General features: G+C 57.6%; 18 protein-coding genes. 7 read left to right on the top strand and 11 right to left on the bottom strand.

All coding sequences use genetic code 11. The annotated features are described in order from the left end of the window. The first annotated feature begins 1 nt into the window (after position 1). The gene (gene rsxB, locus B9Z40_RS14535; protein WP_100174070.1) at positions 2 to 691 is read left to right on the top strand and encodes an electron transport complex subunit RsxB; all 690 of its coding nucleotides are present in this window, start codon (positions 2 to 4) and stop codon (positions 689 to 691) included. A 77-nt stretch (positions 692 to 768) separates the two neighbouring features. Here rsxB and B9Z40_RS14530 read toward each other — a convergent pair whose 3' ends face one another. From B9Z40_RS14530 to scpA, 5 genes are read right to left on the bottom strand one after another with little or no spacing between them, the layout of a single operon-like run. Continuing rightward, positions 769 to 1257: a VOC family protein gene (locus B9Z40_RS14530; protein ID WP_100174069.1), complete on the bottom strand. Its 489-nt coding sequence runs from the start codon at positions 1255 to 1257 to the stop codon at positions 769 to 771. Then, positions 1258 to 3306: an acetyl/propionyl/methylcrotonyl-CoA carboxylase subunit alpha gene (locus tag B9Z40_RS14525; protein ID WP_100174107.1), complete on the bottom strand. Its 2049-nt coding sequence runs from the start codon at positions 3304 to 3306 to the stop codon at positions 1258 to 1260. Between the two features lie 20 nt (positions 3307 to 3326). Continuing rightward, positions 3327 to 4859 carry an acyl-CoA carboxylase subunit beta gene (locus B9Z40_RS14520; protein ID WP_100174068.1) on the bottom strand — a complete coding sequence of 511 codons (1533 nt, stop codon included), beginning with the start codon at positions 4857 to 4859 and terminating at the stop codon, positions 3327 to 3329. A 24-nt stretch (positions 4860 to 4883) separates the two neighbouring features. Next, a complete protein-coding gene (meaB, locus tag B9Z40_RS14515; protein ID WP_100174067.1) occupies positions 4884 to 5915 on the bottom strand; it encodes a methylmalonyl Co-A mutase-associated GTPase MeaB in 1032 nt (343 codons plus the stop codon). Then, positions 5912 to 8089, bottom strand: coding sequence for a methylmalonyl-CoA mutase (gene scpA, locus B9Z40_RS14510; protein ID WP_100174066.1), 2178 nt, complete (start codon positions 8087 to 8089; stop codon positions 5912 to 5914). The genes meaB and scpA overlap by 4 nt, the downstream gene beginning before the upstream one ends. A 183-nt stretch (positions 8090 to 8272) precedes the next feature. Between scpA and B9Z40_RS14505 the strand changes: the two genes are divergently transcribed. Both B9Z40_RS14505 and B9Z40_RS14500 read left to right on the top strand, forming a co-directional pair. Next, entirely contained in the window at positions 8273 to 8908 is a 636-nt protein-coding gene (locus B9Z40_RS14505) for a GntR family transcriptional regulator (RefSeq protein ID WP_100174065.1), read from the top strand. Between the two features lie 126 nt (positions 8909 to 9034). Continuing rightward, the gene (locus B9Z40_RS14500) at positions 9035 to 10987 is read left to right on the top strand and encodes a methyl-accepting chemotaxis protein (protein WP_100174064.1); all 1953 of its coding nucleotides are present in this window, start codon (positions 9035 to 9037) and stop codon (positions 10985 to 10987) included. A 12-nt stretch (positions 10988 to 10999) separates the two neighbouring features. Here the strand turns inward: B9Z40_RS14500 and dusA are convergent, their stop codons facing one another. From dusA to B9Z40_RS14480, 4 genes are all read right to left on the bottom strand, one after another. Next, positions 11000 to 12016: a tRNA dihydrouridine(20/20a) synthase DusA gene (dusA, locus tag B9Z40_RS14495; protein ID WP_199172575.1), complete on the bottom strand. Its 1017-nt coding sequence runs from the start codon at positions 12014 to 12016 to the stop codon at positions 11000 to 11002. Positions 12017 to 12116: 100 nt separating this feature from the next. After that, entirely contained in the window at positions 12117 to 12854 is a 738-nt protein-coding gene (gene phbB, locus B9Z40_RS14490; protein WP_100174063.1) for an acetoacetyl-CoA reductase, read from the bottom strand. Positions 12855 to 12898: 44 nt separating this feature from the next. Further along, the gene (locus B9Z40_RS14485; RefSeq protein WP_100174062.1) at positions 12899 to 14080 is read right to left on the bottom strand and encodes an acetyl-CoA C-acetyltransferase; all 1182 of its coding nucleotides are present in this window, start codon (positions 14078 to 14080) and stop codon (positions 12899 to 12901) included. Between the two features lie 25 nt (positions 14081 to 14105). Beyond that, positions 14106 to 15824 (bottom strand): alpha/beta hydrolase, encoded by a 1719-nt coding sequence (locus B9Z40_RS14480; RefSeq protein WP_100174061.1) that lies wholly within the window; start codon positions 15822 to 15824, stop codon positions 14106 to 14108. Positions 15825 to 15913: 89 nt separating this feature from the next. On the opposite strand from B9Z40_RS14480, the gene B9Z40_RS17365 reads away from it, so the two are divergent. Further along, the gene (locus B9Z40_RS17365; RefSeq protein ID WP_100174060.1) at positions 15914 to 16204 is read left to right on the top strand and encodes a hypothetical protein; all 291 of its coding nucleotides are present in this window, start codon (positions 15914 to 15916) and stop codon (positions 16202 to 16204) included. On the opposite strand, the gene pgeF is transcribed toward B9Z40_RS17365, so the two are convergent. Beyond that, positions 16118 to 16906 carry a peptidoglycan editing factor PgeF gene (pgeF, locus tag B9Z40_RS14470; RefSeq protein WP_100174059.1) on the bottom strand — a complete coding sequence of 263 codons (789 nt, stop codon included), beginning with the start codon at positions 16904 to 16906 and terminating at the stop codon, positions 16118 to 16120. The genes B9Z40_RS17365 and pgeF overlap by 87 nt on opposite strands. Before the next feature lie 134 nt (positions 16907 to 17040). Between pgeF and aat the strand changes: the two genes are divergently transcribed. The 3 genes from aat to B9Z40_RS14455 are packed head-to-tail and all read left to right on the top strand — an operon-like array spanning position 17041 to position 19370. Then, entirely contained in the window at positions 17041 to 17808 is a 768-nt protein-coding gene (gene aat, locus B9Z40_RS14465) for a leucyl/phenylalanyl-tRNA--protein transferase (RefSeq protein WP_100174058.1), read from the top strand. Continuing rightward, the gene (locus B9Z40_RS14460; RefSeq protein WP_100174057.1) at positions 17805 to 18542 is read left to right on the top strand and encodes an arginyltransferase; all 738 of its coding nucleotides are present in this window, start codon (positions 17805 to 17807) and stop codon (positions 18540 to 18542) included. The genes aat and B9Z40_RS14460 overlap by 4 nt, the downstream gene beginning before the upstream one ends. A 48-nt stretch (positions 18543 to 18590) precedes the next feature. Further along, positions 18591 to 19370, top strand: a complete 780-nt coding sequence (locus B9Z40_RS14455) for an IclR family transcriptional regulator (RefSeq protein WP_100174056.1) — start codon at positions 18591 to 18593, stop codon at positions 19368 to 19370. Positions 19371 to 19436: 66 nt separating this feature from the next. On the opposite strand, the gene B9Z40_RS14450 is transcribed toward B9Z40_RS14455, so the two are convergent. Then, on the bottom strand, positions 19437 to 20531 hold the full coding sequence (locus B9Z40_RS14450) for a serine hydrolase (RefSeq protein ID WP_100174055.1): 1095 nt from the start codon (positions 20529 to 20531) through the stop codon (positions 19437 to 19439). Positions 20532 to 20618 lie beyond the last annotated feature (87 nt).

The following is a 20618-nucleotide window of genomic DNA, read 5'->3' as shown; positions in this document are numbered from 1 at the left end:
CATGCCCACTGCGCCCCGAACAGCGCCTGAGATCCAGGCGCTTTTCTTTTGTCTCAACGATGCACTGCCCCAAACGCAGTGCACACGTTGCGGCTTTCCTGACTGCGCCAGTTACGCCATGGCCATGGCCGAGGGGCAAGCACCGATCAACCAATGCCCACCCGGCGGACAAGCCGGCATCGAACGGCTGTCTGCACTGACAGGCCTGCCCGTCTTGCCACTCAACCCCGAACACGGCACAGAAGGCCCGCGACATGTGGCCATCATCGATGAGGCTTGGTGCATCGGCTGCACGCTGTGCATCAAGGCCTGCCCAACCGATGCGATTTTGGGGGCCAACAAAGTCATGCACACCGTGATCGAGCCTTGGTGCACGGGGTGTGAGTTGTGCATCCCGGTGTGTCCGGTCGACTGCATCCAGCTGGAGAACGTGACAGAAACGCGCACCGGTTGGGCCGCTTGGTCTGCGCCAGAGGCGCTGACAGCCCGCACACGTTTTGAGAGCCGGCAGCAACGCCTCTTGCATGAAGAGGGTGCGCACCAGCGCCAAATGCAAGCCAAGGCCGAACACAAACTGGCCGACTTGGCCGCGCACACCAAAGGCACCGAGAATGCGCCCGAAGTGGAGCGCAAACGCGCCATCATCGAAGCGGCACTGGCCAAAGCAAAAGCCCGTCAAACTGGCGCCTGACGGGCTTTTGAAGAAGATTGTCGGTGCTGAGGCCACCGACGGGATTTGGCAGCTCGGACCCACAGGTCCGACGCCACTCAATGCGCGTTGGCCGCCAAAGCCGCAAACGCCTTGACCACTTCGGCAGGCGCTTGCACCAACTCGATCAACACACCTTCGCCGCCAATCGGGAACTCCTCGTTCGCCTTGGGGTGCAAAAACGTGATGTCAAAACCGGCCGCCCCCTTGCGGATGCCGCCCGGTGCAAAGCGCACCCCTTGAGACGTGAGCCAATCCACGGCAACCGGCAGGTCGTCGATCCACAAACCGATGTGGTTGAGCGGCGTGGTGTGCACAGCGGGCTTTTTATCGGGATCCAGCGGTTGCATCAGATCGACTTCGACCTTGAAGGGGCCGGTGCCAATGGCGCAAATGTCTTCGTCCACGTTCTCGCGTTCACTTTTGAAGGTGCCGGTCACCTCCAGGCCAAACATCTCGACCCACAGTTTTTGCAGGCGCGATTTGTCAGGTCCGCCAATGGCGATCTGCTGGACGCCCAGCACTTTGAAGGGGCGCTGGATGGTCATTTATTCGAACTCCACGATCATCTGGTCCACGGTGAGCGACTCACCCTTGGCTGCCACCACTTTCTTGACCACGCCGTCTGCGGCAGCAAACAAGACGTTTTCCATCTTCATGGCTTCGATCACGGCCACACGCTCGCCCGCTTGCACTTTCTGGCCCACGGCCACGGCCACGTCCACCAACAAGCCTGGCATGGGTGACAACACAAAACGGCTCAGGTCCGGTGGGGCTTTGAACGGCATGAGTTTGTGCAACTCGGCCATGCGGGGAGACATCACCAGCGCTTCGATGCGGGTGCCGTTGTGTTGCACTTGCAAAGCCAGCGGGTTCTTCAGGGTGCCACGCTCGACTTGCGCTGTGAACGGTTTGCCATTGCAAGTGCCTTGAATGCGGATGTCGTTCAAGCGCGAGTTGCTGGCGATGGCGTAAGTTTTGCCATTCACCGTGATCTGCGCTTCGCCGTGCTTGCCCGCAATTTCGTCCACATGCACAGGCACATAACGGTTGTTGCCCGCTTTGCCCAGCTCGACCACCGCGTAGTCTTGGCCGACTTGCACGTCGTAACCCGGCAACTGGCCGCTCAAACCTGCAGCGCGCTCGCGCGACTTGCGGCGCACGAAGGCCGCCAAGGCTGCCAAGAAATCGTGGTCGTCGTGCGGCACGTCTTCAGCCCGGAAACCTTGGCTGTACTGCTCGGCAATGAAGCCGGTGTTGAAGTCGCCCGACACAAAACGGGGGTGCGCCAACAAAGCCGCTTGGAATGGAATGTTGGAGCTGATGCCGCGAATGACAAAACCGTTCAGGGCTTCGCGCATTTTGGCAATCGCGTCGTTGCGGTCTTTGCCGTGCACGATCAGCTTGGCGATCATCGAGTCGTAGAACATCGGGATCTCGCCACCGTCTTGTACACCGGTGTCCACACGCACGCCGTAAAGGTTGGCGGTATTGCCTTGGAACATGGTTTGTTTGGGCGTCTGAAAACGCACCAAACGGCCCGTCGAAGGCAAGAAGTTGCGGAACGGGTCTTCGGCGTTGATGCGGCACTCGATGGCCCAACCGTTGCACTGCACATCGGCTTGGGTCAAGGTGAGTTTTTCACCCGCTGCGACGCGAATCATCTGCTCCACCAAGTCTAGGCCGGTGATGGCTTCGGTCACCGGATGCTCCACCTGCAAGCGGGTGTTCATCTCCAGAAAGTAAAAGCTCTGGTCTTTGCCGACCACAAACTCCACCGTACCAGCCGATTGGTATTTCACCGCCTTGGCCAATTGCACAGCTTGCTCGCCCATGGCTTTGCGGGTGGCATCAGAGATAAACGGAGAAGGCGCCTCTTCAATCACTTTTTGGTGACGACGCTGGATCGAGCACTCACGCTCGTTCAAATAAATCACATTGCCGTGGCTGTCGCCCAGCACCTGGATTTCGATGTGGCGCGGCTCTTCCACAAACTTCTCGATGAACACACGGTCATCGCCAAAGCTGTTGCGCGCTTCGTTGCGGCAAGAGGTGAAGCCTTCAAAGGCTTCCTTGTCGTTGAACGCCACGCGCAGGCCTTTGCCACCGCCGCCAGCGGAGGCCTTGATCATCACGGGGTAGCCAATGCCCTTGGCAATTTCAACGGCTTTTTCAGCGGTTTCAATGGCGTCGTTCACGCCGGGAATGCAGTTCACGCCCGCAGCGCCAGCCAGTTTTTTCGACTCGATCTTGTCGCCCATGGCGGCAATCGAAAAGTGGCGTGGGCCGATGAAGGCAATGCCTTCGTCTTCGCAGCGCTTGGAGAACTCGGCGTTCTCGCTCAAGAAGCCGTAGCCAGGGTGAATGGCTTGAGCGCCTGTGGCCTTGGCCGCAGCGATGATTTTGTCGGCCACGAGGTACGACTCGCGCGAGGCCGCTGGGCCAATCAACACCGCCTCGTCGGCCAGCTGCACATGGCGTGCTTCTTTGTCAGCTTCAGAGTAAACAGCCACGGTTTGGATGCCCATTTTTTGAGCGGTGGCGATGACACGGCAAGCGATTTCGCCGCGGTTGGCAATCAGAATTTTGGTAAACATCTTGTTCTTCTCCTTGGCAATCACAGTGGAATGTTCCCGTGCTTGCGCCATGGGTTTTCAATCTTCTTGTCTTTGAGCATGACCAGCGAGCGGGCAATGCGCTTGCGGGTTTCGTGCGGCTGGATGACGTCGTCGATGAAACCTCGTGCGCCCGCCACAAAGGGGTTGGCAAAGCGGGCTTTGTATTCGGCTTCTTTGGCGGCCAGTTTTTCGGGGTCACCTTTGTCTTCGCGGAAGATGATTTCCACCGCACCCTTGGCGCCCATGACCGCAATTTCGGCATTGGGCCAAGCGAAGTTCACGTCGCCGCGCAAGTGCTTGGAGGCCATCACGTCATATGCACCACCGTAGGCTTTGCGTGTGATGACCGTGATTTTTGGCACCGTGCACTCGGCGTACGCATACAACAACTTCGCGCCGTGCTTGATGATGCCGCCGAACTCTTGGCTTGTACCGGGCATGAAGCCGGGCACATCCACAAAGGTGATGACGGGGATGTTGAAGGCATCGCAAAAACGCACAAAACGCGCGGCCTTGATGGATCTCTTGATGTCCAAGCAGCCCGCCAGCACCAAAGGCTGGTTGGCCACGATACCTACGGTTTGGCCTTCCATGCGCGCAAAGCCGATCAGGATGTTCTTGGCGTAGTCGGGTTGCAGTTCGAAGAAGTCGCCATCGTCCACCGTTTTGACGATCAACTCCTTCATGTCATAGGCTTTGTTGGGGTTCTCGGGCACCAAAGTGTCGAGACTCATGTCCATGCGGTTGGCCGGATCGCCACTGGCACGCACCGGTGCTTTTTCGCGGTTGTTGAGCGGCAGGTAGTTGTACAAACGGCGCAGCATGAGCAACGCCTCGACGTCGTTCTCGAACGCCATGTCGGCCACACCACTCTTGGTGGTGTGTGTCAGGGCGCCACCCAACTCCTCGGCGGTCACTTCTTCGTGGGTCACGGTCTTGACCACTTCGGGGCCGGTCACGAACATGTACGACGTGTCTTTGACCATGAAGATGAAATCGGTCAGGGCGGGCGAGTACACCGCACCACCGGCGGATGGGCCCATGATCATGCTGATCTGGGGCACCACACCACTGGCCATCACGTTGCGCTGGAACACGTCGGCATAACCACCGAGTGAAGCCACACCCTCTTGAATGCGCGCGCCGCCTGAATCGTTCAAGCCGATCACGGGAGCGCCAACCTTCATCGCCTGGTCCATGACCTTGCAGATTTTCTCGGCGTGTGTTTCAGACAAAGCGCCACCGTACACGGTGAAGTCTTGGCTGTACACAAAGACCAGACGGCCGTTGATCATGCCGTAGCCCGTGACCACACCGTCGCCGGGGATCTTGTTGTCTTGCATGCCGAAGTCGGTGCAACGGTGCTCCACAAACATGTCCCACTCTTCGAAGGTGCCTTCGTCCAACAGCACCTCGATGCGCTCGCGGGCGGTCAGTTTGCCTTTGGCGTGCTGAGCGTCAATGCGCTTTTGTCCGCCGCCCAAGCGTGCGGCAGCGCGCTTTTGTTCCAGTTGTTCGTTGATGTCTTGCATGCTCACTTTTCTCCAGGAAGATTTTCAAATGAGCCCAGCGCTTTGACTTGTCGTTTCATAAGCGCCGAGCAGTTGACGGGCAGCCGTCGATGCGGCCAGTTGGCCTGTTGCGACTTGTTGGCTGAGTTGGGGCAGCAGCGTTTGCACACTGGGCTGCGCCCGAAAGTTTTGTTTGAGTCCTGCGTCGATGCGCTCCCACATCCAAGACAAGGCTTGGTGTTGGCGGCGCAAATCTAGACGGCCATTGGCCGTTTGCAGACCACGGAAATCTTGGACTGCGGCCCAAAAATTGTCCACGCCCTGGCCCAGCAAAGCGCTGAGCTGCACTACCTTGGGGTGCCACTGGCTGGTGTCGGCGTGCGCGTGGCCGGAGCCTCCGTGCATGCCCAAAAGCTGCAAGGCGCTGGTGATCTGAAGCTCGGCGCGGGTGGCCGCGATCGCGTCGATGTCGGCCTTGTTGATGACCACCAAATCGGCGATCTCCATCACGCCTTTTTTGATGGCCTGCAAATCGTCACCCGCATTGGGCAATTGCATCAGCACGAACATGTCGGACATGTTGGCCACCGCCGTCTCGCTCTGGCCCACACCCACGGTCTCGACGATCACCACGTCATAGCCAGCGGCTTCGCAGACCAACATGGACTCACGGGTTTTTTCAGCCACACCGCCCAAAGTGCCGCTGCTGGGGCTGGGGCGGATGTAGGCGCGCTCGTGCACGCTGAGCAACTCCATGCGGGTCTTGTCTCCCAAGATGGAGCCGCCCGACACAGTGCTGGACGGGTCCACCGCGAGCACCGCCACACGGTGGCCTTGACCGATCAGGTAAAGACCCAGTGCTTCAATGAAGGTGGACTTGCCCACGCCCGGAACCCCGCTGATGCCCAAACGGAAAGATTTTCCGGTGTGCGGCAACATGGCCGTGAGCAGCTCGTCGGCCAGCTCGCGGTGGTCCACACGCGTGGACTCGAGCAGCGTGATGGCTTTGGCCATGGCGCGGCGCTGCCCGGCAGCGTTGCCGTGCAACAGACCGTCGAGCAACTGCGCAGGGCTCACCCGAGGGCCTTTTTGATTTGCTCCAGCACATCCTTGGCGCTGACCGGGATGGGAGTGCCGGGGCCGTAGATGCCTTTGACGCCTGCTTCGTAGAGCATGACGTAGTCCTGGCGCGGAATCACGCCGCCCACGAACACGATGATGTCGTCGGCGCCCTGCTTCTTGAGTTCGGCAATGATGGCGGGTACCAGGGTCTTGTGACCGGCTGCGAGGGTGGACACGCCCACGGCGTGCACATCGTTTTCAATCGCTTGGCGGGCGCACTCTTCGGGGGTCTGGAACAACGGGCCCATGTCCACGTCGTAGCCCAGGTCGGCAAACGCGGTGGCCACCACTTTGGCACCCCGGTCGTGGCCGTCTTGGCCCAGTTTGGAGATCATCACACGGGGGCGGCGGCCTTGGGCGTCAGCAAATGCGGCAATGTCGGCTTTGAGCTGGTTCCAGTATTCCATGGTGTCGCCCACGTTTTCGCCGTCGTCGTAGGCCGCAGCGTAAACGCCTGTGACTTTTTGCGTATCGGCGCGGTGGCGGCCGAAGGCTTTTTCCAGCGCGTCAGACACCTCGCCCACCGTGGCTCGCAGGCGTACGGCCTGGATGGACAGGTCGAGCAGGTTGCCCTGGCCGGATTCGGCGGCTGCGCTCAGCGCGTCCAGAGCGGCTTGCACCTTGGCGCTGTCACGCGTCGCACGAATCTTGTTCAGGCGTTCGATCTGGCCGTCGCGCACCTTGACGTTGTCGATCGACAGCGTCTCGATCGGGTCTTCTTTGGCCAGTTTGTATTTGTTCACACCCACGATGACGTCTTTGCCCGAGTCGATGCGTGCCTGCTTTTCGGCAGCGGCCGCTTCGATCTTGAGCTTGGCCCAGCCGCTGCCCACGGCCTTGGTCATGCCGCCCATGGCTTCGACTTCTTCGATGATCGCCCAGGCCTTGTCGGCCATTTCTTGTGTGAGCGACTCCATCATGTAAGAGCCAGCCCATGGGTCGATCACGTTGGTGATGTGGGTTTCTTCTTGGATGATGAGCTGGGTGTTGCGGGCAATGCGCGAGCTGAATTCGGTGGGCAGTGCAATCGCCTCGTCAAACGAATTGGTGTGCAGCGATTGGGTGCCGCCAAACACGGCCGCCATGGCTTCGATGGTGGTGCGCACCACGTTGTTGTACGGGTCTTGCTCGGTGAGCGACCAGCCCGAGGTCTGGCTGTGCGTGCGCAGCATCAGGCTCTTGGGGTTCTTGGCGTCAAAGCCTTTCATGATGCGGCACCACAGCAGGCGGGCCGCACGCATCTTGGCGATCTCCAAATAGAAGTTCATGCCCACAGCCCAGAAGAAGGACAGGCGGCCAGCGAACTCGTCCACGTCCATGCCTTTGGCGATGGCTGTCTTCACATACTCCTTGCCGTCGGCCAAGGTGAACGCCATTTCCAGTGCCTGGTTCGCACCGGCCTCTTGCATGTGGTAACCCGAGATCGAAATCGAGTTGAACTTGGGCATGTTCTTGGCCGTGTACTCGATGATGTCGCCGATGATCTTCATCGACGGCTCAGGCGGGTAGATGTAGGTGTTGCGCACCATGAACTCTTTCAGAATGTCGTTCTGAATCGTTCCGGAGAGTTTGTCTTGGCTCACGCCCTGCTCTTCGGCCGCCACCACATAACCGGCCAACACGGGCAGCACCGCACCGTTCATGGTCATGGACACGCTGACTTTGTCCAGCGGGATCTGGTCAAACAAGATCTTCATGTCTTCGACCGAGTCAATCGCCACACCGGCTTTGCCCACGTCACCCGTCACACGCGGGTGGTCAGAGTCGTAACCACGGTGCGTGGCCAAGTCAAAAGCGACCGACACGCCCTGCCCGCCTGCGGCCAAGGCCTTGCGGTAGAAGGCGTTGGATTCTTCGGCGGTGGAGAAACCGGCGTACTGGCGGATCGTCCAGGGGCGCACCGCGTACATGGTGGCCTGCGGACCACGCAAGAAAGGCTCAAAGCCCGGCAGCGTGTTGGCATAAGGCAGGTTGGCTGTGTCAGCCGCTGTGTACAAAGGCTTGACGACGATGCCGTCGGGCGTCTTCCAGTTCAGGGCGGACACATCGCCACCGGGGGCAGACTTGACCGCTGCTTTTTGCCAGGCTTCCAGGTTGGATGCGTTGAATTCAAATGCGTTTGACGACATGGCGCTGTGCTTTCGGGACAAAAATGACTGAAATGGATTTTGGCAGCCTGGGGCTTCATACCCGCTTACAAGTGCTGTGATTCATAATTATTGATGCAGAATATTTTAACCGGCTTACAATTCAGCATCTGAAAAATAGACACCCGCCCCCCAAATTTCCGCCGATTTATCCCCTCACGCACCATGTCAGCCCTGTCTCTTGCCCCTCGCGCCCTGTACGAAGAAGTGGCAGAACTTCTTCGGCAACGCATTTTTGCGCGTGAACTGGAGCCAGGCAGCTGGATCGACGAATTGCGCATCGCCGAGGCTCTGGGCATCAGCCGTACCCCTTTGCGTGAAGCGTTGAAAGTGCTGGCCGCCGAAGGCCTGGTGACCATGAAGGTGCGCCGGGGTGCCTATGTGACCGAGGTCAGTGACAAAGATCTGCGCGACGTTTACCACCTCTTGGCCTTGATGGAATCGGACGCCGCCCGGGTAGTGGCCCAAACCGCCAGTCCCGAGCAAATCGCGCAAATCAAGGCTTTGCACCAAGACCTGGAAAAAGCCACGCACGACCGTGACCGTTTCTTTGAGATCAATGAAGCCTTTCATATGCTCTTGCTGGAATTGGCCAACAACCGCTGGCGCGACCAAATGGTGGCCGACCTGCGCAAGGTGATGAAGCTCAATCGCCACAGTTCGCTGTTCAAGGAGGGCCGCATCGAGCAATCCTTGGCCGAGCACCAAGCCATTGTCGAGGCCTTGATCGCGAGACAGCCCGAATTGGCAGCCGAGCGCATGTCGGCGCACTTCTCCAACGGACTGGAAGCGGCCAGTTGATGCAGGCAGGCATTTCTCTCAGCAAAAAATAGGCGAGACGGCGCAAAGAAGCCCTGAAAAAATTGTGGTTTTTAAATAAAATAGCAATTTTGATGGATTGCCGCATTCCATGTGGCGTGTTTGAAAATGCTGAACATTCAGAATTTACGCATTGGCACCCGGCTCGGTTTGGCCTTTGCCGCTTTGGTAGCGCTTCTCATCAGCCTTGCGCTGATCGGCATGAACCAACTGGCCAAGGTGGCCAAAGACACCGATGTGATCGCCCATGATCGGCTGGTCAAACTCAGTTTGACGCAAACCATCGAAAACGAGGTCAACCGACAATCCCGCGCCATTCGCACGGCATTGATCGCCAGCGACAGGAAAGTGGTCGAAGCCGAACTTGAAAAAATCAAAGATTCAACACCTCGCATTTCTGAAGCGATCACGCAACTTCAAGCGACGATTGACACCACCGAAGGTCTAGAGGCGCTAGACCAACTGATCAAGACCCGGAAAGTTTTTAAAGAGCACGAACTCAAATTGATCGAGCTCATCCTGGCCAAGCGCATCGATGAAGGTCAAGAATACCTGGTCAACGAAATGCTCAAACCCCAGACGGATTACCTCCTCAGCGTAGAAGCTTTGGCTGAGGCAGAAAAAAAAGACATTGAAACTTTTGCGGTCGATTCGGCGCAAAGCGCCACATTGGGGCAGACCTACATGCTGACAATCGCTGTGATTGCGGTCTTGCTGGCAGTGGCAGTGTCACTGCTGACCACGCGCTCCATCACACGACCGCTGAGTCAACTTCAGGATTTGTTGAGCGAGGTGGAGAAAACTTCGGACTTCAGCAAACGCATGGTCCAAAACGGGCGCGATGAAGTGGCCATAACGGCACAAGCTTTCAACCAAATGCTGGACGCGCAACAGCGTGCCATTCGCGAAGTCAACCAAGTGGTCTCAGCGATTGCACAAGGCGATTTCGACACCCGGATCACCACAGATCTTCGTGGTGATTTGGCCGCCATGAAAAACGCCGTGAACGAGAGTGCTCAAAGCGTCAAAGTCACGATGACTGCACTCAATGAGGTGATGCAGTCGCTGTATGAGGGCCAGTTCGGCGCCCAGATTCAGGCCCAAGTGAGCGGTGAATTCAAGGTCACTTTGGACCGCGCAGCACAAGCCACCGAGGCCCTTCAGAAGATGATGGGAGATATCGGTCTCGTGATGTCGCGCGTGTCTCAAGGTGACTTGACCAGCCGAGTGCAAGTGCTCGGACGTGGCGATCTGGAACACCTCAAAAACAACATTAACCAGTCACTGGACACCCTGGCGCTCACGCTGCGTGAAATCAATACCAACACCCAGCTGCTGGCAACGCAGGCCACCCAAACCAGCCAGGCCGTATCGCAAATTGCTTCGGGCGCCGACACACAAACCAACGCCATCAGCCAAGTGGCCACAGCCTTGCGCATGAGCGCAGACTCGATTGCCGATGTCTCCAGCAACACCGAATCGGCCAGCTACCAATCGCGTGAATCGGTGGCGCTGGTGCGCAGCGGCAAACAAAAAATGATGCACATGGCCGAGGTGGTCAACAACATCGCGGCCAATTCCCAAAAAATCAACAAAATCTCGGAAGTGATCGAGAGCATTGCCAACCGAACCAACTTGTTGAGCTTGAACGCGGCCATCGAAGCAGCACGCGCAGGCGAACAAGGCAAAGGTTTTGCCGTGGTCGCTGACGAAGTGGGCAAACTGGCCGTTAGCAGCGCTGAGAGCACCAAGGAAATTGCGATTTTGGTCAAACAAGCTTCGATTGAAGCCACACGCGCCGTAGAAACGGTAACGGGCGTGAACGAAGACATGGACAAAATTGAAGCCGGTGCAGGCAAAACCGACGGCATGCTGCAACGCATCTCGGCAGCGGTGGAGGAACAAAGCAGTGCCCTGCAAGAAATTGATGCCAACGTCGGCAATTTGAGCCACATCGCAGGAAGCAACGCTGCAGCCTCTGACGAATTGACGGCCACAGCCATAGAGTTGGCCAAAATCGCCGACAACAACCGCCGGGAAGTGGCCAAGTTCAGCTTTTAAGGGGGCGCAGCTTCAGTCGGTGATCACCGCGCCCCGCGCCAACGCCGCACGGGCCAAAGCCCAGACTTCACGCGGCGGCAAGGGCTTGAGCTTGTGGTCACTCCAGACCTGCCGCCACAAACGCCCACCGCGTTGCCCGTGGTACAGGCCCAGCATGTGCCGCGCGATCGCGTACCAAGGACAACCGTCTTCGGCAAAGGCGCGCTCCATATAAGCCACCATGGCCTCTTCAACCGATTCGCGGCTGGGCACCTCGTGGGCATCACCGTAAAACTCGGCGTCCCAAGTGCCCAAAAGCCAGGGGTTGTAATAGGCCTCGCGCCCAACCATCACGCCATCGGCATGCTCCAGGTGACTGGCGATCTCTTCGTTGGTTTTGATGCCGCCGTTCACAGCGATCAGCAAACTCGGAAAATCTTTTTTGAGCTGGTAAGCCAATTCGTAACGCAGTGGCGGAATTTCGCGGTTTTCCTTGGGGCTCAGGCCGTCGAGCCAAGCGTTGCGGGCATGGACGATGAAGACTTTGCAACCGGCCTCGCTCACCGTGCCTACAAAGTCGCGCACAAAGTCGTAGCTTTCAATGCGGTCAATGCCAATGCGGTGCTTCACCGTCACCGGCACATCCACCACATCGAGCATGGCCTTGACGCCATCAGCCACGGTTTGTGGCTCGTTCATCAAACAAGCACCGAACGCCCCGCGTTGCACTCGGTCACTGGGGCAGCCGCAGTTGAGGTTGATCTCGTCGTAACCCCACTCTTGCCCCAACTTAGCGGCATGGGCCAGGTCGGCAGCGTCGCTGCCGCCCAATTGCAGAGCCACAAGGTGCTCTTCGGCGTTGAAACGCAAATGCCGCTGCACACTGCCGTGGCGCAAAGCCCCAGTGGTCACCATTTCGGTGTAGAGCAAAGTGTGGCGGGTCAGCAGGCGATGGAAAAAACGACAGTGACGGTCGGTCCAGTCCATCATGGGGGCAACCGAAAGGCGCCAGGGATTAAAAGCTGGACTTGGCAAGGTGACTTCAGACATGGCTTGATTATCCCAGCCCCACCACCTGAGAATTTCTATCTGAGCATCCCAAAAACAAACCCCGCCGAAGCGGGGTTGGTTCAGGTTTGCCGAAAACGACTCAACCCATGTGCAAACCGCCGTTGACCGAGAAGTCTGCACCCGTGGCGTAACCGCCCTCTTCGCTGGCCAACCAGGCCACGATGGAGGCGATCTCGCTGGGCTTGCCCAAACGCTTTACGGGCACAGTGGCCACAATTTTCTCGAGCACATCCGGGCGAATGGCATTGACCATGTCGGTGCCGATGTAACCAGGGCTCACGGTGTTCACCGTCACGCCTTTGGTGGCCATCTCTTGGGCCAAGGCCATCGAGAAACCGTGCATGCCGGCCTTGGCGGCCGAGTAATTGGTTTGACCCGCTTGGCCTTTGTTGCCGTTCACCGAGGAGATCTGAATGATGCGGCCCCAGCCTTTTTCCACCATGTCGGGCACAACCTGTTTGGTCACGTTGAACATGGAGTTCAAGTTGGTGTCGATCACGGCATCCCAGTCTTCGCGTGTCATTTTTAAAAACACGCGGTCACGGGTGATACCGGCGTTGTTCACCAGCACGTCAATGACGCCATGCTCTTCTTTCGCTTTGGTGAAAGCGGAGACGGTGGAATCCCAATCACCCACGTTGCCCACCGAGGCGTAGAACGTGTAGCCCAGGGCTTTTTGCTCGTCCAGCCATTTGGTGAAGTCGCGGGTTGGGCCGCAACCGGCGATGACCTTGAAACCATCTTGGTGCAGACGCTGGCAGATCGAGGTACCGATGCCACCCATGCCACCTGTGACGTACGCTATTTTTTGACTCATGAAGTTGTCTCCTGTTATGAAAGTTGTTGAAAAACGAAAAGAAATCAAAGGCGCTCGATCGCCAAGGAAACGCCCATGCCGCCACCGATGCACAAAGCGGCCAGACCTTTTTGGGCTTGAGTGCGCTGCATTTCGTGGAGCAAGGTCACCAAGATGCGGCAACCGGAGGCACCGATGGGGTGACCGATCGCGATCGCACCGCCGTTGACGTTGACCTTGGCCGGATCGATATCGAGCGCACGGTTCACAGCACAGGCTTGTGCAGCAAAGGCTTCGTTCAGTTCGAACAGGTCGACGTCCTGGGCTTTCCATCCGGCACGGGCCAGCGCCTTTTGCGACGCAGGCACGGGGCCCATGCCCATGGTGGCTGGGTCCAGTCCGCTGGTGCCAAAAGCGGCAATGCGGGCCAAGGGCTTGAGGCCCAAAGCGGCAGCCTTCTTGGCACTCATGACCATCACGGCGGCCGCACCGTCGTTGATGCCCGAGGCGTTGCCTGCAGTGACGCTGCCGGCCTTGTCAAAGGCGGGGCGCAGACCGGCCAGCACTTCTTCGCTGGTTTTCTTGTTGATGAATTCGTCGTTGTTGAACACCAGCGCATCGCCCTTGCGCTGAGGGATCAGCACATCGACGATTTCGTCCTTGAACTTACCCGTTTCTTGCGCAGCGGCTGCTTTGCGCTGGCTGCCTGCAGCCAAGGCGTCTTGCATTTCTCGGGTAATGCCGTGGGCCTTGGCCACGTTTTCGGCTGTGATGCCCATGTGGTACTGGTTGTAGACGTCCCACAAGCCGTCCACGATCATGGTGTCGGTCATTTTCCAGTCGCCCATGCGCTGGCCGTCGCGGCTGCCGTTCAAAACGTGGGGGCTGGCACTCATGTTTTCCTGGCCACCAGCAATCACGATTTCGCTGTCGCCCCAAGCCACCGCTTGCGCGGCCAGCATCACGGCCTTGAGACCCGAGCCGCACACGGCGTTGATGGTCAGCGCTGGTGTTTCTTGCGCCACACCGGCTTTCATCATGGCTTGGCGGGCGGGGTTTTGGCCCACGCCTGCGGCCAGCACCTGGCCCATGATCACTTCACCAATGGCGTCCACAGGCAAACCACTGCGCTCCAGCAAGCCTTTGATGACGATGCTGCCCAATTCGGTGGCCGGGGTTTTGGCGAGTGAACCACCAAATTTACCCACGGCAGTTCGGGCTGCTGCAACGATGACGATGTCTTCCATTTTTTCTCTCCAGTAAAAAAATCAATCAGGCTTTGGCTTTGACGTAACGGCCAGGAGCCGCTTCGATGGCTTTGTATTTGGTCGCTTTGCCATAGGTTTTGGGGGCGGCAATTTGCTTGCCCGCATGGGTCTTGAGCCAATCCGACCAGTCGGTCCACCAGCTGCCCGGCACTTCTTTGGCGCTGGCAACCCACGCGTTCACATCGGCCGGGAATTTGCCGCTCTCGCTCAACCAGTGGCTGCGTTTTTTGGCAGCAGGTGGGTTGATCACACCTGCGATGTGACCCGAGGCTCCCATCACAAAACGCTTTTTGCCCGGTAAAACTTGCGTGCTGGCGTAAGACCCGCCAATGGGCACGATGTGGTCTTCACGCGAGCCGTAGATGTACACCGGCAAATCGACTTGCCCCAGATCAATGGCCTCGCCACACACGGTGACTTTGCCGGGTTTGACCAAGTTGTTTTCGAGGTACGTGTTGCGCAGATACCAAGCATAAAAAGGGCCGGGCAAATTGGTGGAATCGCTGTTCCAGTAGAGAAGGTCAAATGGCGGTGGAGTCTCGCCTTTGAGGTAATTGCCCACCACGTAGTTCCAGACCAAGTCGTTGGGGCGCAAAAAGCTGAAAGTAGAGGCTAAGTCCTGGCCTTTGAGCAAGCCGCCTTGCCCCATTTGCTGCTCACGGAACTTGACGAAGTTCTCGTCAATGAACACATCCAAAATGCCGGTGTCGGTGAAGTTGATCAGTGTGGTGAGGAAAGTCGCACTGGCCACCGGTTTTTCACCCCGAGCGGCCAAAACGGCCAGTGCTGTCGACAGGATGGTGCCGCCCACGCAAAAGCCCAAAGCGTTGATCTTGGGGGCGCCCGTGATCGCTTGCACGGTGTGGATGGCCTCGATGGCGGCGTGCTCGATGTAGTCGTCCCAGCTTTTTTGCGCCATGGACTCGTCGGGGTTGCGCCAACTCACCACAAAGGTTCGGTGGCCTTGGCTCACGGCGTAGCGGATCAGCGAGTTTTCGGGCTGCAAGTCCAGGATGTAAAACTTGTTGATGCAAGGCGGCACCAACAAAAACGGCTTTTCATAAACCTTGGCGGTCAAAGGCTTGTATTCGATGAGTTGGAAAAATTCGTTTTCAAACACCACCGCACCTTCGGTGGTGGCCACGTTCTTGCCCACTTCAAAAAGGCTCTCGTCGGTCATCGACACATGGCCCTGCTGCATGTCGTGGAGCAGGTTCTGGATCCCCTTTGAAATGCTCACGCCCTGGGTGTCAATGGCTTTCTTTTGCGCTTCGGCATTGAAGGCCAAAAAGTTGCTGGGCGAAGAAGCCGCCACCCATTGCTCAATGGCGAAGCGGATACGGGTGCGTGTTTTTTCGTCGGCATCCACTGCATCGGCCAAACCCATCAGCGTGCGGGCGTTGAGAAGGTACGTGGCGGCATTGAATGCAGCCATCGGATTGGCAGCCCAAGCCTCACCCGAAAAACGACGGTCTTTCATGGGAACAGTATTTGGCAAGCCCTGGTTCCACAACTCAGCGGCTTCTTTGACATACTGCGCTTGTAGGGTCTTGAGCTTTTCCTGTGAGAATTGCAGTGCTGATGGGGTGTTCGCTGCGCCTTGCTGGCCGCCAGTCAGGTCCATGGTTTGAAAATGTTGCATGGCCTGCCCCCAGCTTTTGGCCAAGTTTTCTTGAAAACCTTCACCCCATTGCGTCCAAAAATCTGGTGTGGATGCACTCATGAACCCGTCTCCTGAAAGTTGTTTTTTTGATATCGCGTGCTTTCAGTATCTTTCAATTTGATGTCGCATAAATTACAAAGCTCAAAAAAATGTATTTGATCGTTATTGCGTGGCTCTATGTCACCTTATTGATGGCCCTGGCTGAAGCCTTTAGCACTCAAGGGACTGTATTGGGTGCCATCATCACCTTTCTTTTGTACGGTGTACTGCCCATGAGCTTGGTGGTTTACATCATGGGAACCCCGTTGCGACGCAAAGACCGTTTGCGCAAAACAGACTTGGAAACCGAAGCCTCAGGGCTCGAGCCAGATACAAGCAGCCATGCGACCGGACTGCCCCAAAGTGGGACTGTCCCGCCGGTGAGAAAAGAACCGGACTGAGTTCGTAACCGTACACCAGTCGGATTGGCTGTTGTTGCCATAAACGCGTTCAATGCCGAGTTGCCGCAAGCGCAGTCGGGCCAGCCCCGCCAAATCGGCCAGCCATTTCCCAGGCCTCAAGGGCTTAAAAAGGTGTTCTGCGCTGCTGCCCTTGTCACAAAAGGCCGCCACCACCTCAGCGCCCACTTCGAAGGCTTGAGGTCCAATGCATGGCCCAAGCCACACCAAGATGTCTTCTGCCCGGGTCTGACCCACCGGTGAACTGCCGCGCAAGGACTCCAAAACCCCTAAACCGCCCTCTCCGGCCAAACCACGCCAACCTGCGTGCGCAGCAGCCACCCATTGCCCTTGGGTGTCACACATCAAAACAGGCAAGCAGTCGGCCACCATGATGGTGCAAGCCACACTTGGATCTGTCGCAACACAAGCGTCGGCCTCGGTCCCTTGCGCGCTGCCTGCATTCAAGTGAACCACTTGGTGGCCATGCACCTGGTTCAAAAAAACCACTGACGCGCCAACTGCGGACTGCAAACGCTGGCGGTTGATCTGGGTATGGGCGCGCTCATCACCCACATGGTCGCCCAAATTCATGCTGTCCCAAGGCGGTGTCGAAACACCACCGTGTCGATCGGTCATCAAGGTACGGACGTGCGGGGGTGCAGGCCAGATGGCGCGCAACCAAAAATCAGCTGGAGAGGTCATCGATCGGTCATTCCCTGGGAGCCACGCCTCTCAATTAAAAAGGCATCTTTGCATGGCGAGGATAAACCCAAAAAAGCAGCGCACGGCAGATTGCCATCCAGCGTTCGGGCTCGCTTTTCATGTGTAATGCTGGCATGCCACGCAACGCTTACGAGCCCCCACTGACATGGATTGAACCTGGTCAGGCATTGCCCTCGCCTGAACAAGCCTGGGGCCCCCACTCCTCTGCGCCTGGCTTGCTGGCGGCCAGTCCAGACCTGTCTGCGATGCGGCTTGTAGCGTCTTACAGCCAGGGGATTTTCCCTTGGTACAGCAGCGGTCAACCCGTGCTCTGGTGGAGCCCAGACCCCCGCATGGTGTTGCGGCCTCAGAACTTTCGGTTGCACCGTTCCCTGCGTCAGGCGCTCAAGCGAGGGCAACTTGATCCAGGCTTTTCATTGTGTTTTGACAAGGACTTTCACCAAGTCATCGAACGTTGCAGCCAAGCCCCCAGAACCGGGCAAAGCGGCACTTGGATCGTGCCCGACATGGTCAAGGCTTACCAAGAACTTCACAGCATGGGCTTGGCCCACAGCGCCGAACTTTGGCTGAACGGCTCGCTGGTGGCTGGACTGTATTTTGTGGCCATGGGTCACGCCGTGTTTGGCGAATCCATGTTCACCACCGTCACCGACGGCTCCAAAATGGCTTTGGCCATGCTCGTCAGTGTGTGCCTTGAGCACGGAATTGAGGCCATTGACTGCCAGCAAAACACCCGGCACCTGGCTTCGCTCGGGGCTGCCGAGATGCCACGCGCCGATTTTTTGGCTCAGGTCCAACAAGCGCGGCACATGCCCCCGGTGGACTGGGGCAGCCAATCTTTATACTGGGATTTGTTGGTGACTTTGGACAACACCCTGTGACCCACCTGAACGAAATTCCCCTGCAATCTGTGCAGTTCTACGCGACTGCGGCCTACGATTGCAGTTACTTGCCCAATCGATCGGCCCGATCGCAGGTCGCCACGCCCAGCCACCTGATCCACAACGAGGTCTATTCGGACTTAGTCGATCAAGGCTTTCGCCGCAGCGGCATGTTCACCTACCGCCCCTACTGCGATGGATGCCAGGCTTGCCTGCCTTTGCGCGTCAAGGTGGAGGCGTTCAAACCAGACCGCAGCCAGCGCCGTGCGTGGCGGGACCATCAGCGTTTGCAAGTGCGTATTCTCGATTTGCACTTTGACCCCGAGCATTACGCGCTCTACCTGCGCTACCAAACCCACCGCCACGCTGGTGGCGGCATGGACCATGACAGCGTTGACCAATACCAACAGTTTTTGCTGCAAAGTCGCGTCAACTCCAGAATCGTGGAATTCCGAGCCGCAGCGCCCGATGGCGAGTTGGGCGCTCTGAAAATGGTCAGCATTGTGGATGTTTTGAACCAAGGCCTCTCAGCCGTGTACACCTTCTACGAACCAGAGGACACGGGAAGTTACGGCACCTTTGGCGTGCTCTGGCAGATTGAGCAGGCCCGCCAGTTGAAATTGCCTTATGTCTTTTTGGGCTACTGGATAGAGCAAAGCCCCAAAATGAATTACAAATCACGCTTTGCACCTTGCGAGGTCAGGGTCCAAGGCGAATGGCAACCGTTGCCCTAGCATTTGAAATTTTCACAGTGTAAAATTTTGAGGCTGACCCACGACACCATGAAAAAAGACCCTGCCTTCACGCCAACACCTACCATCCAGGTGATCGAGCGCATGTTTTCGCTGATCGATGTGCTGGCCTCGCGCTCGGAAGCCATTTCGCTGAAAGAAATCAGTGAAAAAACGGGGCTGCACCCGTCCACTGCGCACCGCATTTTGAACGACCTGGCCACAGGTCGCTTCGTCGACCGACCTGAGGCGGGCAATTACCGTTTGGGCATGCGGCTCTTGGAGTTGGGTAACTTGGTCAAAGGCCGCTTGAATGTGCGCGACGCCGCTTTGTCACCGATGCGTGATTTGCACAAACTGATTCAGCAACCGGTGAACCTGAGCATGCGACAAGGCGATGAAATCGTTTACATCGAGCGTGCCTACAGCGAACGCTCGGGCATGCAAGTGGTTCGCGCCATCGGTGGACGTGCCCCCTTGCATTTGACTTCTGTGGGCAAGCTCTTCTTGGCTGCCGACGACCCATTGCGTGTGCGCTCTTACGCCACGCGAACAGGCTTATTAGGACAAACGCGCAACAGCATCACCCAGTTGCAGGTGCTCGAGCGTGAGCTGTCTCGGGTCAAACAATACGGCATCGCTCGCGACAACGAAGAGTTGGAGCTGGGCGTGCGCTGCATCGCTGCGGGTATTTACGACGACCAAGGCAAGTTGCTGGCGGGCCTGTCGATCTCCGCTCCCGCTGACCGTTTGGACGAAGGCTGGCTGCCCAAACTGCAGGCCACTGCCCACGCCATCTCCAGCACCTTGGGCTACGACGGCCGCCCATGACAACCGTTGGCGTTCACACAAGAAAAAACCCCGCATTGCGGGGTTTTTTTGTGAGTTTGTGAAATCTCAACCGGGCTGCTGGTCAGCCAAAGCAGAGTGTCGGGTACCGGATGTGTTGGAGGATTTTTCAACCCAGCGGCGCACGCGCTCAGCGTCTGCGATGCGGGTGAGTTTGCCTGCGGAATCCAGAAAAACCATGATCAGCTTGCGCCCTGACACTTGGGCTTGCATGACCAAGCACTGGCCCGCCTCAGAGATGTAGCCTGTTTTTTGGATGCCAATGTCCCAGTTGGCACTTTTGACCAACCGGTTCGTGTTGTTGTACTGAAGCGTGCGCCGACCGACCTCGATCTCACGACCGTGTGAAGTGGACAATTCGCGCAAGACAGGCACTTTGTAAGCCGCAGCCACCAGGGTGGCCAAATCGTTGGCGCTGGACTGGTTGCGACTGGACAAGCCAGTCGGCTCCACATAACGGGTGTCCGACATGCCCAAGGCTTGTGCGCGCCCATTCATGCGGCTGACAAAGTCGTCCATGCCGCCCGGGAAACTGCGACCCAAAGCATGGGCAGCGCGGTTCTCGCTGGACATCAACGACAAGTGCAACAAATCGCCACGGCTGAGCACTGTACCGACAGCCAAGCGAGATGAACTGCCTTTTTCAGTGTCCACGTCGGCCTGGGTGATGGCAATCATCTCGGACATGGGCAATTGGGCTTCTGAAATGATCAAGCCGGTCATGAGCTTGGTCAACGATGCAATCGGCAACACCGCTTTGTCGTTTTTACGAAACAACACCTCTCGGGTGTCTTGGTCGATGACCAAAGCCACGCTCGAATGCAGATCCAAAGGATCCGATGCGCCGTGAAGCCCTGCCAGCTGCCCATAAGAAGCTCGCATGGGCACTGCTGGACGCTGCGCAGAATTCACACGCTTGGCGCTGGCTTTGGGAGCCACGCTTGTCGCCTTCTTCTTGACCGCTTTTTGGGCAACAGTGACAGGCCGTTTTTTCTCGTTCGCCGTTTTGTTTTGCGCCCAAACGTCTGTGGGCGACACCAAAGTCAACAGCAAAGCGCACCCAAACAATGCAGCGGCCAAGCCACTCACTGCCGAGCCGGTGACTGGCCGAGAAAAAGAAAAACCAAATCGCAACGGGAACATCTTGTATCTATCAAAAGCTTAATCTTCTGCAAGTGTACTCAAATAAAAAAAGTCACGCAAGAACAAAGACTTGCGTGACTTTATTCA

Source organism: Limnohabitans sp. 15K, from assembly GCF_002778285.1.
Lineage (GTDB): Bacteria > Pseudomonadota > Gammaproteobacteria > Burkholderiales > Burkholderiaceae_C > Limnohabitans_A.
Note: the sequence above shows the minus strand (reverse complement) of the source record. Positions and strands in the feature narration are given on the sequence as shown.